This window comes from Streptomyces sp. NPDC088097, assembly GCF_044741845.1.
Taxonomy (GTDB): domain Bacteria; phylum Actinomycetota; class Actinomycetes; order Streptomycetales; family Streptomycetaceae; genus Streptomyces.
Genome location: NZ_JBIUTJ010000006.1, coordinates 223,271 through 237,856, shown reverse-complemented (window position 1 = coordinate 237,856; position 14,586 = coordinate 223,271). Strand labels below are relative to the sequence as shown.

At 72.8% G+C, this 14,586-nt stretch carries 13 protein-coding genes; 6 read left to right on the top strand and 7 right to left on the bottom strand.

Annotation, left to right across the window (positions count from 1 at the left end):
• Positions 1–34 precede the first annotated feature (34 nt).
• A complete protein-coding gene (locus tag ACIOD1_RS20570; RefSeq protein WP_401903765.1) occupies positions 35–1,543 on the top strand; it encodes an HtaA domain-containing protein in 1,509 nt (502 codons plus the stop codon).
• Between the two features lie 74 nt (positions 1,544–1,617).
• Positions 1,618–2,103 (top strand): hypothetical protein, encoded by a 486-nt coding sequence (locus ACIOD1_RS20565; RefSeq protein ID WP_401903763.1) that lies wholly within the window; start codon positions 1,618–1,620, stop codon positions 2,101–2,103.
• A 101-nt stretch (positions 2,104–2,204) separates the two neighbouring features.
• On the opposite strand, the gene ACIOD1_RS20560 is transcribed toward ACIOD1_RS20565, so the two are convergent.
• The gene (locus ACIOD1_RS20560; RefSeq protein ID WP_365613985.1) at positions 2,205–2,852 is read right to left on the bottom strand and encodes a biliverdin-producing heme oxygenase; all 648 of its coding nucleotides are present in this window, start codon (positions 2,850–2,852) and stop codon (positions 2,205–2,207) included.
• A 148-nt stretch (positions 2,853–3,000) separates the two neighbouring features.
• The gene (gene map, locus ACIOD1_RS20555) at positions 3,001–3,858 is read right to left on the bottom strand and encodes a type I methionyl aminopeptidase (protein WP_365613982.1); all 858 of its coding nucleotides are present in this window, start codon (positions 3,856–3,858) and stop codon (positions 3,001–3,003) included.
• Between the two features lie 82 nt (positions 3,859–3,940).
• Here map and ACIOD1_RS20550 point away from each other — a divergent pair, with 82 nt between their 5' ends.
• Positions 3,941–4,183, top strand: coding sequence for a hypothetical protein (locus ACIOD1_RS20550; protein ID WP_365613979.1), 243 nt, complete (start codon positions 3,941–3,943; stop codon positions 4,181–4,183).
• Positions 4,184–4,199: 16 nt separating this feature from the next.
• Here ACIOD1_RS20550 and ACIOD1_RS20545 read toward each other — a convergent pair whose 3' ends face one another.
• The gene (locus ACIOD1_RS20545) at positions 4,200–4,805 is read right to left on the bottom strand and encodes a hypothetical protein (RefSeq protein WP_401903760.1); all 606 of its coding nucleotides are present in this window, start codon (positions 4,803–4,805) and stop codon (positions 4,200–4,202) included.
• Between the two features lie 183 nt (positions 4,806–4,988).
• Between ACIOD1_RS20545 and npdG the strand changes: the two genes are divergently transcribed.
• Positions 4,989–5,693, top strand: coding sequence for an NADPH-dependent F420 reductase (npdG, locus tag ACIOD1_RS20540; RefSeq protein WP_365613975.1), 705 nt, complete (start codon positions 4,989–4,991; stop codon positions 5,691–5,693).
• Positions 5,694–5,741: 48 nt separating this feature from the next.
• Here the strand turns inward: npdG and ACIOD1_RS20535 are convergent, their stop codons facing one another.
• Positions 5,742–7,832, bottom strand: a complete 2,091-nt coding sequence (locus ACIOD1_RS20535; RefSeq protein WP_401903894.1) for a TerD family protein — start codon at positions 7,830–7,832, stop codon at positions 5,742–5,744.
• A gap of 217 nt (positions 7,833–8,049) precedes the next feature.
• Here ACIOD1_RS20535 and ACIOD1_RS20530 point away from each other — a divergent pair, with 217 nt between their 5' ends.
• Positions 8,050–8,232 carry a hypothetical protein gene (locus ACIOD1_RS20530; RefSeq protein ID WP_365613972.1) on the top strand — a complete coding sequence of 61 codons (183 nt, stop codon included), beginning with the start codon at positions 8,050–8,052 and terminating at the stop codon, positions 8,230–8,232.
• A gap of 30 nt (positions 8,233–8,262) precedes the next feature.
• Here ACIOD1_RS20530 and ACIOD1_RS20525 read toward each other — a convergent pair whose 3' ends face one another.
• Positions 8,263–9,063: a site-2 protease family protein gene (locus ACIOD1_RS20525; RefSeq protein WP_365613969.1), complete on the bottom strand. Its 801-nt coding sequence runs from the start codon at positions 9,061–9,063 to the stop codon at positions 8,263–8,265.
• A gap of 61 nt (positions 9,064–9,124) precedes the next feature.
• On the opposite strand from ACIOD1_RS20525, the gene ACIOD1_RS20520 reads away from it, so the two are divergent.
• Positions 9,125–12,535 carry an AfsR/SARP family transcriptional regulator gene (locus ACIOD1_RS20520; RefSeq protein WP_401903756.1) on the top strand — a complete coding sequence of 1,137 codons (3,411 nt, stop codon included), beginning with the start codon at positions 9,125–9,127 and terminating at the stop codon, positions 12,533–12,535.
• Positions 12,536–12,599: 64 nt separating this feature from the next.
• Here ACIOD1_RS20520 and ACIOD1_RS20515 read toward each other — a convergent pair whose 3' ends face one another.
• Both ACIOD1_RS20515 and ACIOD1_RS20510 read right to left on the bottom strand, forming a co-directional pair.
• Positions 12,600–13,454, bottom strand: coding sequence for an ABC transporter permease (locus tag ACIOD1_RS20515; protein WP_365613963.1), 855 nt, complete (start codon positions 13,452–13,454; stop codon positions 12,600–12,602).
• Positions 13,451–14,461 carry an ATP-binding cassette domain-containing protein gene (locus ACIOD1_RS20510; protein WP_401903755.1) on the bottom strand — a complete coding sequence of 337 codons (1,011 nt, stop codon included), beginning with the start codon at positions 14,459–14,461 and terminating at the stop codon, positions 13,451–13,453. The genes ACIOD1_RS20515 and ACIOD1_RS20510 overlap by 4 nt, the downstream gene beginning before the upstream one ends.
• Positions 14,462–14,586 lie beyond the last annotated feature (125 nt).

Genomic DNA, 14,586 nt, shown 5'->3' with positions numbered 1-14,586 from the left:
TTTTCCCTTTCAGGTCCTTCAGGAGCACCCACCCATGTCGTCCCACCGTCGCCCGATCGCCGTCGCGGCCGCCATCCTCACCGCCGCCGCCCTCGGCACCACCGCCTTCGTCCTGCCGGCGACGGCCGTGAGCGGCGCCCCGGCCGCTGCCGGAGCCCCGGCCGCCGCGACCGTTCCGGTCCTGAACGGGACCCTCGACTGGGGCGTGTTGGACGTTTACCGCAACTACGTCTCCCACATAGCCAAGGGCGTCATCACCACGGCGGACGGCGCCACGCTGAACCAGGACGGCACCTTCCGCTTCGGCGCGGCCACCGGCCAGTACGACCCGGCCGACGGCAAGCACATCGTGACCGCCGCCTTCAAGGGCAGCGTCACCTTCGACGCCCCCCTGCACGGCTTCACCGTCAAGCTGGAGAACCTGCGCATCGATTCCGGGACGAAGAAGCTGATCGTCGACGTCACCAGGGACGGCAAGCTCACCCCGAACGTCGCCTTCGCGGACGTGGCCTTCGACGGGATGAAGCTGACCGGCCTGGGCACCAAGCTCACCAAGGAGGCCGCGGACCTGATGGGGGCGCCGCAGTACACGGGCAGGGAGGCCGACAAGCTCACCGCCACCCTGGAGTTCCCGAAGCCCCCGTCCTCCCCGTCCCCGTCCGTCTCCGCCTCGGCCTCGGCCTCCCCGACGCAGTCGGCCTCCCCCTCCACCTCGGCGTCCCCGACGCAGTCGGCGTCCTCCTCGGCCTCCGCCTCCGCGACCCCTTCCACGGGCACCGGCTCCCCGAGCGCGACCCCGACCGGCCCGCAGAAGGTCCTCACAGCCAAGCTGACCTGGGGCGTCAAGGAGACCTTCCGCACGTACGTGCTGGGCGCGGGTTCCATCACCCCGGCCGGCGGCGCCCTCAAGAACGGCGACCTCTACGACTTCGCCCTGGCCAAGGGTGACCTGGACGCCGCCAAGCAGAAGCTGAACGTCTCCTTCGAGGGCAACCTGCGCTTCCTGTACACGGACCACGGCCTCGACCTGACCTTCGGCAACCCGCGCGTCGAGGCCTCCGGCAAGACCGGCACCCTCTACGTCGACGTCAAGAACGCCGCGGGCAACAAGGCGGCCGTCCCCTTCGCCACGCTGGACCTCTCGAAGACGGACTACAAGACCAAGAACGGCGTGCTGGCCCTCAACGGGGTCCCGGCGGCCTTCACCGCACAGGGCGCCGCCGCCTTCGCCAGGGACGGCGCCGCCAGTCAGTACAAGGCGGGCGAGGCCATCGACCCGCTGTCCTTCTCCGTCTCCGTGGACAAGGACGCCACCCTCCCGACCACCGGTGGCGCCACCGGCGGTTCCGGCACCACGGGCGGTACGGGCACCACGGGCGGCTCCGTCGCCGGCGGCTCGGTCGGCGGGTCCACCGGCGGCAACCTCGCCTCCACCGGATCCGAGATCCCGGCCGGCGCCCTGCTCGGCGCCTCCGCCGCCGTCGTGGCGGCCGGCGCGGGCGCGGTGTTCGTCGCCCGCCGTCGCCGGACCGTCCAGAACTGACCCCGCCGCGCCCGGTGTCGAGCCCGCGGGGGCCGACGCCGGGCGCCGTGCGCGCTCCGTGCTTCAATGCCCGCGTGAACGATCTCGATGTCATCAAGGTCTTCTGCGCGGGTGACGGCCGGCACGGCAACCTGCTCGGAGTCGCGTGGCTGCTGGACATCGAGGAGCTCCGACCGCCCGTGGGGTCCGTATGGGCGCGGGACGACGGGGAGTTCACCTGGATCACCGCCCGCCCCGAGTGGGTCACGGAGAAGCGCACCGAGCAGTACGCCAGTGCCGCCGAGGTCGATGCCCTGCCCGCCCCGCCGCCGGGCGAGGGCTGGCTGTACGCCTGGGCCTGGGAGGACGAGCCCGCGGGCCGCGTCCGCGCCCGGGGATTCCCGCGCCGCCCCGACGGGATCGTCACCGAGGACGAGGCCACCGGCTCGGCGGCCCTCCTGCTGACGGCCCAACTGAACCGCGCCCTGAACATCACCCAGGGCGCGGGCTCCCAGATCCTCACGGCTCCCGGCCCCGACGGCACGGTGGAGATCGGCGGACGCGTCCGCTTCGCCTCGTAGGCGCTCCGACGGGGAACCCGAAAAGGGCCGACCCGGTGCGCACGCACCGGGCCGGCCCTTCCCGCGTCACGCCGTGGCGCCGTGGCGCGACGCGGGGACGGTTACGCGCTGAGGCGGAACTGCTCGCCCAGCTCGCGGAAGACCGCGCCGTTGAAGTCGAAGGCGCGCTTGCACTCGTCGACGATCCGCTGCTTCTCCAGGTCGTCCGCCGAGATGGCGTCCAGCAGTTCGCGGTAGGTCCGCTTGAAGGCGGCCGGGTTGGAGATCTCCGCGAAGACGTAGAACCGCACGCCGTCGCCCTTGCGCTCGAAGCCCCAGGTCCGCTCGGCCTTGTCGCGGATGATCTGGCCGCCGGAGAGGTCGCCCAGGTAGCGCGTGTAGTGGTGGGCCACGTATCCGCCCGTCCAGCCGGCCGCGCACTCGGCGACGCGGGCCGCGTACGCCTCCGTCGCGGGGAGCGCGCGGACGTTGTCGCGCCAGTCGGCGCCCATCAGGTGCTCCAGATCGCGCTCGATCTCGCCCACGCGCATCAGCTCGGGCTGAATGAACGGCCCGGCCACCGCGTCGTCCTTGAGCGCCTCGGCCGCGTCCTCCAGAGCCCGGTAGACGAACCAGAGCTGCTCCGTGTAGCGGGTGTAGGCGTCGACACCGAGCCGTCCGCCCAGCAGGTCGCTCATGAACGTCGAGGTCTCTGCCTCCGTGTGCTGCTCGTGCGAGGCGACACGGATGACCGTGGAGAAGGCGTCCAAGGCGGACCTCCGAGAGGAAGGGGAACGAGGAACCGGGCGTGGCAGCACCGCCGCCACACCCGATCCTCCTACTTAGGCATGCCTAAGTCAATGTGTTCCCGACGCCTTGTCGGTAAAAGATTTCGGGGCCCTCGGGCCCCGTCCCTCGCTACGGCAGGGTCAGGATGTCCGCCCCCGTGTCCGTCACGACGAGGGTGTGCTCGAACTGCGCGGTCCGCTTGCGGTCCTTGGTGACCACCGTCCAGCCGTCCTCCCACATGTCGTACTCGTGGGTGCCCAGCGTCAGCATCGGCTCGATGGTGAAGGTCATGCCGGGCTCGATGACCGTGGTGGCGTGCGGGCTGTCGTAGTGCGGGATGATCAGCCCGGAGTGGAAGGACGAGTTGATGCCGTGCCCGGTGAAGTCCCTGACCACGCCATAGCCGAAGCGCTTCGCGTACGACTCGATGACCCGGCCGATGATGTTGATCTGGCGGCCCGGCTTCACCGCCTTGATGGCCCGGTTCAGGGCCTCGCGGGTGCGCTCCACGAGCAGCCGCGACTCCTCGTCCACGTTCCCGCACAGGTACGTGGCGTTGTTGTCGCCGTGCACCCCGCCGATGTACGCGGTCACGTCGAGGTTCACGATGTCGCCGTCCCGCAGGACGGTCGAGTCGGGGATCCCGTGGCAGATGACCTCGTTGACCGAGGAGCACAGGGACTTGGGGAAGCCCCGGTAGCCCAGCGTCGAGGGGTAGGCGCCGTGGTCGCACATGTACGCGTGCGCGACCCGGTCCAGCTCGTCGGTGGTCACCCCCGGAGCGATGAGCTTGGCGGCCTCCTCCATCGCCTGGGCGGCGATCCGGCCGGCGATGCGCATCGCCTCGATGGTCTCGGCCGACTGCACCTCCGGTCCGGTGTACGGCGTGGGCATGGGCTTGCCCACGTACTCGGGCCGGCGGATGTTTCCGGGAACGGAACGGACGGGAGTGAGCTCGCCTGGAACGAGCAGCGACTGGCCAGACATGCAAGCGAGTGTATCCAGGGGTGATGGGGCAGCATGGCGGGAAGGAGCGGTCTGCAGCGGCAACGAGAGGAGCCCGAGGACGATGGCCCTGTTCAAGAAGCGTCAGGTGGGCAAACCGGGCGAGTGGTACTACTGCCTGGTCCACCAGAAGGTCGAGGAAGGCCCCGAGTGCCCCGCCAAGGACCGCTTCGGCCCCTACGCGACGCCCGAGGAGGCCAACCACGCCATGGAGACGGCGCAGGAGCGCAACCTCGAATGGCAGAACGACCCCAAGTGGAACGACAAGACGCGCGAGGCGGAGGAAGGCGGGGGCGCCACGCCGTAGGGCCGGGCCCCCTCGGCTACCAGCGGCTGGGCGGCGGCGCGGTCAGCTGATCGGCCAGCCGCGCCAGCCGGTCGCGCAACCGCCCCCGCCCCCGCCGCGCCGGCAGGGTGTTCTCCCCGGCCGCCGCGCTGACCAGGTGCTGCACCGTGTCCAGGTCCAGCCCGGCGGCATCGTCCGGCACCGAGAGCCCCTCGTGCGCGAGCGTTCCCAGGTCCGGATCGCCGCCGTCCAGGGACAGTACGGTCGCCCCCGCGCGCCGGGCGTCGTGCACCCGCTCCAGCAGCCCCCCGCCGGGCCGCTCCGGAGCCACCACCAGCACCGTGTGCCCGCGCCGGGCCGTCTCCAGCCGCCCCAGCCCGACCGACAGGTGCGGCGGCTCACCCGGGCGCACCCGGTGGCGTACGAGGGTCGGCGCCAGCTCGGGCAGGCCCGACCAGGCGGCCTCGTCCACCAGGTGGGCCGCCATGTGCCAGGGCTCGTACTGCTCGGTGCCCACCAACAGCAGGTTCCCGCCGGCGGGAACCACGGCCCGGCGCAGCGCGCCGGCGAAGCGGCGGGCTTCTCCGGGCCACTGCGTACCCGCGAGCACCTCGCGCAGCAGGGCGACTCTCACGGCGTCCATGGCGGCATCCTGCCGTATGAAACGGACAGAAGGGAGTACTTCCCTCCACTCCCCACCCGTACCGCCCCCGGGCTCGCCGGCGCCGCCCCCGGCCTCGCCCCGCCGCCGTCGCCGGGCCCACGCCGCCGGACCCGTGGCCCACGACCCTTCGACCTGGGCCTACCCGGCAGTACCCTCGCCCCCATGACTTCCTCAGACAGCACGCAGAAGCCCCCGGCCAAGGATCCCTGGGACCTGCCGGACGTGTCCGGCCTCGTCGTCGGCGTCCTCGGCGGCACCGGCGACCAGGGCCGCGGCCTGGCCTACCGGCTCGCCCGCGCCGGACAGAAGGTGATCATCGGCTCCCGCGCCGCCGACCGCGCCCGCACCGCCGCCGAGGAACTGGGCCTCGGCGTCGAGGGCGCGGACAACGCCGAATGCGCCCGGCGCAGCGACGTCGTCATCATCGCGGTGCCGTGGGAGGGCCACGCCAAGACCCTGGAGGCCCTGCGCGAGGACCTCGTGGGCAAGCTCGTCGTGGACTGCGTCAACCCGCTCGGCTTCGACAAGCAGGGCGCCTACGCCCTCCCGGTCGAAGAGGGCAGCGCCGCCCAGCAGGCCGCCGCCCTGCTCCCCGACTCCCGGGTCACGGCCGCCTTCCACCACCTCTCGGCGGTCCTCCTCCAGGACGAGTCGGTCGAGGAGATCGACACCGACGTCATGGTCCTCGGCGAGTCCCGCGCCGACACCGACCTCGTTCAGGCCCTCGCCGCCCGCATCCCCGGCATGCGCGGAGTCTTCGCGGGCCGCCTGCGCAACGCCCACCAGGTGGAGGCGATGGTGGCCAACCTCATCTCCACCAACCGCCGCTACAAGGCCCACGCGGGCGTCCGCCTGACGGACGTCTGACCACCCCCCGGCCGGGCCCTCCCACCAACGGCCCGGCCGGAACCGGCCTCAGCCCCGCTTCGGGGCCCGGCCGTCCAGAGTGCCCACTCGGGCCACGACCCCGTGGTAGAAGCGGTCCACGGCCTCGTCGACGCTCCGGATGAACCCCGACTCGGAGTTCCCCCGCGTGTTCCCCATCCCCTTCACCAGCGTCAGCCGGAACCCGGTGAGCTGCGCCCCGTCCTTGGGCAACAGGTCCGCCGGTTCGGGCCGCAGCCGTTCCAACGTCCCCCGAGGGCCGTTCGCCCCCTCCACGAGGCTCTCGACGTGCAGATCGGCCGGAGCGTCGGCCAACAGCCGCAGCAGCCGCTTCGCCGTGACCAGCGCATACGTACCGGCCGGCGGCGGGACCTCCACGGACGTGCGGACCTTGCCCGTCCGCAGGTCGGCGGTCACCGAGATCACCCGGTTCGTTCCGTCGATCCGCAGTTCCGCGCCCAGCCGGCCGCCCTTGCACAGCGCGTCCGCGGCCCGGCTCCGGCGCTCGGCCGGATCGGTGTCCCGCCGAGCCCGCTGCACCGGCAGCGCCTTCTGGCCCAGCTCGCCGCCGAGGCGCAGGCACACCTGGCGGATGAGGCGCTCCCAGCTCTCCACCACCTCGACCGCGCGCGGATCGCCGGAGCCGAGGGTCTCGTCCTCGATGCCGTTGCGCACGGGCACCCAGGCGGGGCCCATGTTCTGGAAGCCGTGACAGCCGGAGTTGTCGTGCTGGAGGTACTCCAGCAGTTCCTGGAGCAGCCAGGCGTGGGCCGCGTTGCCCACGCCCTCGTGACGGATCAGCATCTGCGCCTGGTGGGCCACCTCCGCCCACGACAGGTGCCACAGGCTCACCTTGTGCTTGCGGCGGCCGTCGGTCTTGACCTGCACGATCGGGGCACCTTCGAGGGCCACGTCGTTGGACAGGGTGATCACCGCCTCGTACCCGCGGCGGGCCGCGATGTCCACGTACTCCTGGACCTGCTCCGCCTTGAGCGGATTGCCGTTGGTCTTCGTCTCGACGAGCGCCGTCCACAGCTTTCCCGCCCGCTCGACCCTGATCACACCATCGGGCCGGCGGGGCGTGTCGCCGTGGGGCAGCGACACTTCGGTGAAGGTCTCCATCCGCCCGGCCGGCGCGCCGAACCCGGCCGTGAGCCGCCGACCCAGCTCCGGCACCTGCGCCATCACCGACAGCAGCACGGAGGTCGCCCGGACCTCCCGCTCCCTGTCGCTCTTGAGCGAGGGCACGGGGAAGAGCCGCGCGGAACGCCAGCCGTCGTTCTCGGCCAGCGGGTTCTTGGCCACCTTGGGCAGCGTGACCTTCTTGCGGGTCGTACGCGGCGCCCTGCCGCGGGCCTGCGCCGGGACCGCGGGCACGGGAACCGCGGTGTCGGCCGCGCCCGCGGACGCCGCGGGCGCGGGGACCTCCGGGGCGGGGGTCGGGGCGGGAACGGTCGCGGTGGACTCCGGCACGCCGACGGCCTCGTCCCCGGATCCCTCGGCTCCCTCGGCCACGGTCGTGCCGTCCTCGGCGCCCTCCGCGTCCGGATCGCCCTCGGCCTCGGCCTCGCCCTCGCCCTCCGCGTCGCCGGCGACGACGATCCCGAAGTCCGTGGCCAACCCCGCCAGCCCGGTTTCGTACCCCTGCCCCACGGCGCGGAACTTCCACTCCTCGCCCCGCCGGTACAGCTCCCCGAAGATGAACGCCGTCTCCACACCCGCGTCGTCGATGGAGAACCCGACCAGCGGCTCGCCCGTCCGGTCCGCGACCGTCATCCGCAGGTCGTCGAGGTCTCCGAAACGGGCACCGCCGTACCGGCTGGCCGCCACCACGATCCGGGCCACCTCCGGCGGCACCGCCGTCAGGTCGAGGCTGATGCGGTCCTCGTCACCTCGGTCGGTCGGAGTCTTGCCGAGGAGCTGCACGCTGCCGTCGGCCGCCGCGGGATGGTTGTAGAAGTAGAAGTCGTTCTCGTCGCGGATCTTGCCGTTCTCGTCGAGCAGCAGCACCGAGACGTCGGCGTCGCCGGCCCCCGACGCGCTGGTCCAACCCAGACTCACGACGACGGCGTCCGCGTCCTCGCCGAGGGCGGTCAGACTGACGTTCGCGCCCTTTCCGATTTCCTGCACGTGGTTCCCCCCACCTGCCCGGACCCCTCCTCACGGACCTGGGTGGCCGGGCTCTTCGTTCCGGCGCGCGATCGACACGGCGCGCCACCGGCGAACCGTAACCGGACGAGGGGGGTGAGATCAGGCGAAGGGGAAAAACAACCGCCCCGGCCATGGGGGACACTGGAAGGGCTCGACCCCGTCCCGTGTCGCCGAGGAGCTGTTCCGGATGCCCCGCCTTGCCGTGTTCGCCGTTGTCGTCTGCGCCCTTGCCGTGGTCGCCGCCGTGGTCGCCTTCGTGGAGGGCAGCTTCCTCGGGATCGTCTGGGTCCTGCTGGCCGGTCTTACCTCCAACCTGGCCTGGTACTACGTCCGCAAGGCCAAGGCCGACAAGGCGCGGCAGACCGCGTAACCGCCGACGGGGAGTCCCCGGGCCGACCCGTCAGTCCCGGGGGACCGCGCAGAAGCCGTCCGTGTCCTGCCAGAAGCGGTACAGGGCGCGGCCGCAGTACGACTCCAGGTCCGAGACGCCCAGCGCGCTGAGCACCCCGTCCACCACGCCGAAGAAGAACGCGTTGACCGACGGGACCCACAGCAGGGCGAACACCCCGATCAGCGCGAACGGGGCCAGCGGCGCCAGCTCGCGGCGCACGCCGTGCGACAGCCAGGGCTCGATCACCCCGTAGCCGTCCAGGCCCGGCACCGGCAGGAAGTTCAGGATCGCCGCCGACACCTGGAGCAGGGCCAGGAAGGCGAGCGCGAAACGGAAGGCGATCGGGACCCCCTCCAGGGCGTCCAGCCAGAACGGCGCCGTGCAGATGACCGCGAAGGCCACGTTCGTCAGCGGGCCCGCCGCCGAGACCAGGCTGTGCTTCCAACGCCCCCGGATCCGGTCCCGCTCGATGTACACGGCCCCGCCCGGCAGACCCAGCCCGCCCAGGATCACGAAGACCACCGGCAACACGATGCTCATCAGCGCGTGCGTGTACTTCAGCGGATTCAGCGTCAGGTAGCCCTTGGCCCCGACGGAGATGTCACCGCCGTGCAGGGCGGTCCGGGCGTGCGCGTACTCGTGCAGGCACAGCGAGACGACCCACGCGGAGGTGACGAACAGGAACACGGCCAGCCCGGGGCTGGAGGCGTACCCCGTCCACACCGCCCAGCCGGTGACCGCCATGACCGCGACGATGCCGAGGAAGACGGAACTGATGCGCCGATCGCCACGGCTGCCCTGATGACCCATGCCGCGAAACCTATCCCGGGCGACGGGCGGGCCGGGGGCCGGGTCCGGCGACAATGGTCCGGTGCGTTACGTGATTCTCGGCACCACCCAGGCCGTCCGCGACGACGGAACCCCCGTCGCCGTCGGCGGAGCGCGCCTCCGGGCGCTGCTGACCGCCCTCGCGCTGCGCCCCGGCCGGACCGTCCCGGTGGGGCTGCTCGTCGCCGAGGTGTGGGACACCGACCCGCCCGCCGACACGGTCCCCGCCCTCCAGGCTCTGGTCGGGCGGCTGCGGCGGGCGCTCGGGCACCAGGCCGTGCGGTCCGCCGAGGGCGGCTACCTGCTCGACGCGCGGCGGGAGGACATCGACCTCTACCGCTTCGAGCGGCTCGTGCGCGACGCCGCCGACGCCGCCGACGATCCCGCCCGGGCCGCGGCCCTGTACGAGGAGGCCCTCGCCCTGTGGCAGGGCCCGGCGCTGGCCTCCCTCCCCGACCCGACGGCCGAGTCCGCGCGCTGGGAGGCCGTACGGACGGACGCCCGCCGGGGCGGCCTCGGCGCGGCCCTGGCCCTGGGCCGGGCGGAATCGGCCCTCCCGGAGCTGACCGAACTGTGCGCCCGCCACCCCCTGGACGAGCCCTCCCAGGTGCTGCGGATCAAGGCCCTGCGCGCGGTGGGCCGCCCGGCCGAGGCGCTGGCCGCCTACGAGGACGTGCGCCGGGAACTCGCCGACCGCCTGGGCGCCGACCCCGGCCCCGCCCTGCGCGCCCTGCACGCGGAACTCCTCGCCCCACCGGCCGACGCCGCCCACCCCGCGACCGCCCCGCGCCCCACAACCGCCCCGCATCCCGCGACCGCCCCGCACCCCGGAACCGCCTCGCGCCCCCACCGCGAAACCGCCCCGGCCGAGGCCGCTCCCGCCGAGGCCGCTCCCGCCGAGCCCGCCCCCGCCGAGCCCGCCCCCGCCGAGCCCGCGCCCGGCAACCTCCGGGCCCGGCTCACCACCTTCATCGGCCGCGAGGAAGACATCCGCGTCATCGGCGACGACCTCGCCCGGGCCCGCCTCGTCACCCTGCTCGGCCCCGGCGGCGCAGGCAAGACCCGCCTCTCCCAGGAGGCCGCCGAGGCCCACCCCGCGAGCCGCTGGCCCGACGGGGCCTGGCTCGTGGAACTGGCCCCCGTGGACGACCCGGAGGACGTCGCCGAAGCCGCCCTCGCCGCCCTCGGAGCCCGCGAGACCAAACTGCGCGGAGCCGGCGCCGAGGAGATGCGCGCCCTGTCCGACCGGTCCGGGGACGACTCCCTCGCCCGCCTCACCGAACACTGCGCACGCCGCCGGATCCTGCTGATCCTCGACAACTGCGAGCACGTCATCGGCGCCGCCGCCGAACTCGCCGAACGCCTCCTCACCCACTGCCCCGGCGTCCGGATCCTCGCCACCAGCCGCGAACCCCTCGGCGTCCCCGGCGAATCGTTGCGCCCCGTCGAACCCCTCCCGGACCCCGTAGCGCTGCGCCTGCTCGGCGAGCGGGGCGCCGCCGTCCGGCCCGGATTCGACCTCGCCGACGACCCGGAGGCGGCGGTCGAGATCTGCCGCCGGCTGGACGGGCTGCCGTTGGCCATCGAACTGGCCGCCGCACGGCTGCGGTTGCTGACCCCGCGGCAGATCGCCGAGCGGCTCGACGACCGCTTCCGGTTGCTGACCGGCGGTGCCCGTACGGTCCTGCCGCGCCAGCAGACCCTGCGGGCCGTCGTCGACTGGTCCTGGGACCTCCTGGACACCGCCGAACGCACCGTGCTGGCCCGGCTCTCCGTCTTCGCCGGCGGCTGCGACCTCGCCGCCGCCGAGGACGTCTGCGCCGACCCCTCCTACGACGTCGCCGACATCCTCGGCTCCCTCGTCGACAAGTCCCTCGTCCAGGCCGAACCCGCACCCGACGGCATGCGCTACCGCCTCCTGGAGACCGTCGTCGAGTACGCGGCCGAGCGGCTCGCCGAGATCGGCGCCGACGAACGCGCCGCCACCGAGCGCCGCCACCTCGTCCACTACCGCGAACTCGCCCGCACCGGCGAGCCCCTGCTGCGCTCCCACGGCCAGCGGGCGTTCGCCGAACGCCTCGCCACCGAGTACGAGAACCTCCGTACGGCCCTGCGCCGGGCCGTCGCCGCCGGCGAGGCGCACGAGGTCATGTGCCTCGTCCACTCCCTCGTCTGGTACTGGCACATGCACGACCTGCGCGCCGAGTCCCGGCACTGGTCCGAGGCCGCCGCCGCGCTCGGCCCCGACCCCTTCGCCGCCCCCGTAGCCCGCGCCGAGCCGGTCCACGAGCGGATCGTCGACACGCCGCCCCCGTACAGCGGGGAGCTGGAGACCGAGGGCTGGCGAGGCCTCCAGCTGACGCGCCTGGCCTCCCGCGACCAGAACGGCGAGTCCTGGGACACCCCCGAGGTCCGCGCCCAGGTCGAGGGGATGCTCGCCGCCTACCGGCCCGGCCTCCCGCAGACCTGCCGCCCGCCGGCCGCCCTCTGGGTCTACGCCGTGATGATCGCCGGCGAGGCGGGCCTGCTCACGGCCGTCATCGACGACGCGGTCCGGGTCTCCCGGGACCTGGGGTACGGCTGGGAGCTGGCCTCCGCGCTCCAACTGCGGGCCAACATCCTCGCCAACCGCGCCGACCGGGCGGACGAGGCCTCCCGCGACGCCGACGAGAGCCTCGCCCTCTTCCGCGCGCTCGGCGACGACTGGGGCTGCGCCGAAGCCCTGTCCGCCCGCGCCGAGTCCCGCGAGAAGCGGGGCCGCCCCGACCTCGCCGCCCAGGACTACCGCGAGGCCATCGGGCACGCCGAACGCCTCGGCGCCCTGGCCCAGGTCGCGGTGCTGCGGGTGCGGATGGCCGGGGCGCTCATGGAGGACGGGCAGGCCGAGGAGGCGGAGGAGATTCTGACCGCCGTGCTCGCCGTCGTGCGGCGGTACGGCAACGAGGCCCTGCCCGCGGCCCGGATATTCCTCGCGGCGATTCTCGGCCGCACCGGCCGGTACGCCGAGGCCCGCGCCCAGCTCCATGCGTTGCGCGAGGAGTTCGCCATGGGCGGGCACGCGCTCTTCGACGTGTTCCTGCTGGCCTCGGAGGCACGCCTGGACAACCAGGAGGGCAGGCACGACGACGCCCTGCTGGCCATCCGGCGGGCCATGGCCCACACGTGGGACCCGCTCGCGCTGATGGTCGCCCCGCAGCTGGCGGCCGTGAACCTGCTGACGGCGGCCGTCTCCCTGGCCTCGTCCGGCGACCCGGAGCGGGTCCGCGACGCGGCCCGCCTGATCGGCGCCTACGCCGCCCACCTGCCGGCCGGGCACTTCCCGCTCGGCGCCGAACGCGAGGACGTCGCCCTCGTCGAGGAACCGACGAGGGCGACGCTGGGCGATGCCGCCTACGAGGCGGCGTACGCCGAAGGCGGCGGCCTCTCCCTGGAGGAGGCCACCGCCCTGGTCTGACCCGGTACCCCCGGTCGAGGGTCCGTCCGGGACGCGATCCGAACGGACCGTTCGTCGACCCGGATCAGGTCTTCTGGCGGAACTTGCGGACGGCGAGCGGCATCGTCACCACGGTGATGCCGATCGACCAGGCCAGGGTGATCCACACGGAGTTGCCGAGCGGGGTCCCGTTGATCAGGCCGCGGGCCGCGTCGGCCAGGTTGGACAGCGGGTTGACGCTGGTGAAGCTCTGCAGCCAGCCCGGCATCGTCGTCGGCGGGGCGAAGATCGAGCTGCCGAACTGCAGCGGCATCAGGACCAGCATCGCCATACCCTGGACGGCCTGGGGGGTCTTCATGGTGAGACCCAGCAGGATGAAGATCCACATCAGCGAGGATCCGAAGATCGCCGCCAGCCCTATGGACAGGAACAGGTCCAGCACCGAGGACTTGATCGACAGGCCGAGGATGAAGCCCATGCCGAGCAGGATCGCGATGGCGACCATCATCCGGCCCAGCTCGACCACGATCTTGGCGATGAGCACCGAGGAGCGGGCGATCGGCATGGACCGGAAGCGGTCCATCACGCCCTTCTTGAAGTCGTCGTTGACCCCGGTGCCGACACCCATGGCGATGTTCATGCCCATCATGGCCATCAGGCCCGGCACGACGTAGTTGACGTACTCGCCCTGGTTGCCCTTGCCCGCGATCGCGCCGCCGAAGACGAACACGAACAGCAGCGTGAAGATGATCGGCATGAACAGGACGTCGAACATCGACTCCGGGTCCTGCTTGATCTGCAGGACGTTGCGCCGTGCCAGGGCGCCGATGTGGCGGAGGTTGCCCCGCAGGCCGATCCGGCCCTCGTCGGACAGGTCGGGCCCGCCGGCCGCCGGGGCGGACGCGGTGGGGCTGGGCTTCGTCGTGGTTACGGTGCTCATGCCGCGACCTCCTCGGTCTGCTCGGTGGGAATGGAGTCCTGGACCGAGGGCTTCTGTCCGGTGATGGACAGGAACACCTCGTCCAGGCTGGGCAGGTAGGTGCTGATGTCGGTGATCCCGTACCCGCGGGCGGCCAGCAGGCCCACCACGGCGGTCAGCTGCTCGTCCGCCAGGATCGGGACCAGCAGGGCCCCCTCGTCCGGGACGGCCTGGGAGCCGGCCACCCCGTCGAGTCCGGTCTCCGCGAGGGCGCGGGCCATGGCGGGCAGGTCGCCGGGGTCGGAGGGGCGTATCCGCAGGGTCCGGCCGCCGACGCGCGCCTTCAGGTCGTCGACCTTGCCGTTGGCGATGACCTTGCCCTTGTCGATGACCGTCAGCTCGCTCGCGAGCTGCTCGGCCTCCTCCATGTACTGGGTGGTGAGCAGGACGGTGGCCCCCTCGGCGACCATCCGCTGCACCTCGTCCCACACCTCGTTGCGGGTACGGGGGTCCAGACCGGTGGTCGGCTCGTCCAGGTACAGCACGGCAGGGCTGCCGATCATCGAGGCGGCCAGGTCGAGCCGGCGGCGCATGCCGCCGGAGTAGTTCATCACGGCCTTCCTGGCGGCCTCCGTCAGGGAGAACCGTTCCAGCAGCTCGTCGGCGCGGCGGCGGGAGTCCTTGCGGGACAGGTCGAGCAGTCGGCCGATCATGTAGAGGTTCTCCCAGCCGGAGAGCTTCTCGTCGACCGAGGCGTACTGGCCGGTGAGGCCGATGGTCCGGCGCAGCTGCCGGGGCTGGCGGACCACGTCGAAGCCGGCGACCCGGGCGGTGCCGGCGTCGGGAACGATCAGGGTGGACAGGCAGCGCACCAGGGTGGTCTTGCCCGCGCCGTTGGGGCCGAGGACACCGAGCACGGTGCCTTCACGTACGTCCAGGTCCACCCCGTCGAGGGCTTTGGTCTCGCCGTAGTGCTTGACCAGTCCCCGCACTTCTACGGCGTGGGGGCTCTTGTCGATTCGCGTCATGTCCACATGGGACCACCCGCCACTGACAAACCTCCGACAGCCGACCGACAGGCAACCGACAGACGGCCGACGGCCCGGCGACGCGAGGTCGCCGGGCCGGCGGTCGGGGCCACGGGGCCCACCAC

Excerpts from the sequence above, each read along its gene's own strand:
- ACIOD1_RS20570 (WP_401903765.1), top strand. The coding sequence starts at position 35 with ATGTCGTCCCACCGTCGCCCGATCGCCGTCGCGGCCGCCATCCTCACC.
- map (WP_365613982.1), bottom strand. The coding sequence starts at position 3,858 with ATGTCTGGCCAGTCGCTGCTCGTTCCAGGCGAGCTCACTCCCGTCCGT.
- ACIOD1_RS20550 (WP_365613979.1), top strand. The coding sequence starts at position 3,941 with ATGGCCCTGTTCAAGAAGCGTCAGGTGGGCAAACCGGGCGAGTGGTAC.
- ACIOD1_RS20545 (WP_401903760.1), bottom strand. The coding sequence starts at position 4,805 with ATGGACGCCGTGAGAGTCGCCCTGCTGCGCGAGGTGCTCGCGGGTACG.
- npdG (WP_365613975.1), top strand. The coding sequence starts at position 4,989 with ATGACTTCCTCAGACAGCACGCAGAAGCCCCCGGCCAAGGATCCCTGG.
- ACIOD1_RS20530 (WP_365613972.1), top strand. The coding sequence starts at position 8,050 with ATGCCCCGCCTTGCCGTGTTCGCCGTTGTCGTCTGCGCCCTTGCCGTG.
- ACIOD1_RS20525 (WP_365613969.1), bottom strand. The coding sequence starts at position 9,063 with ATGGGTCATCAGGGCAGCCGTGGCGATCGGCGCATCAGTTCCGTCTTC.
- ACIOD1_RS20515 (WP_365613963.1), bottom strand. The coding sequence starts at position 13,454 with ATGAGCACCGTAACCACGACGAAGCCCAGCCCCACCGCGTCCGCCCCG.
- ACIOD1_RS20510 (WP_401903755.1), bottom strand. The coding sequence starts at position 14,461 with ATGACGCGAATCGACAAGAGCCCCCACGCCGTAGAAGTGCGGGGACTG.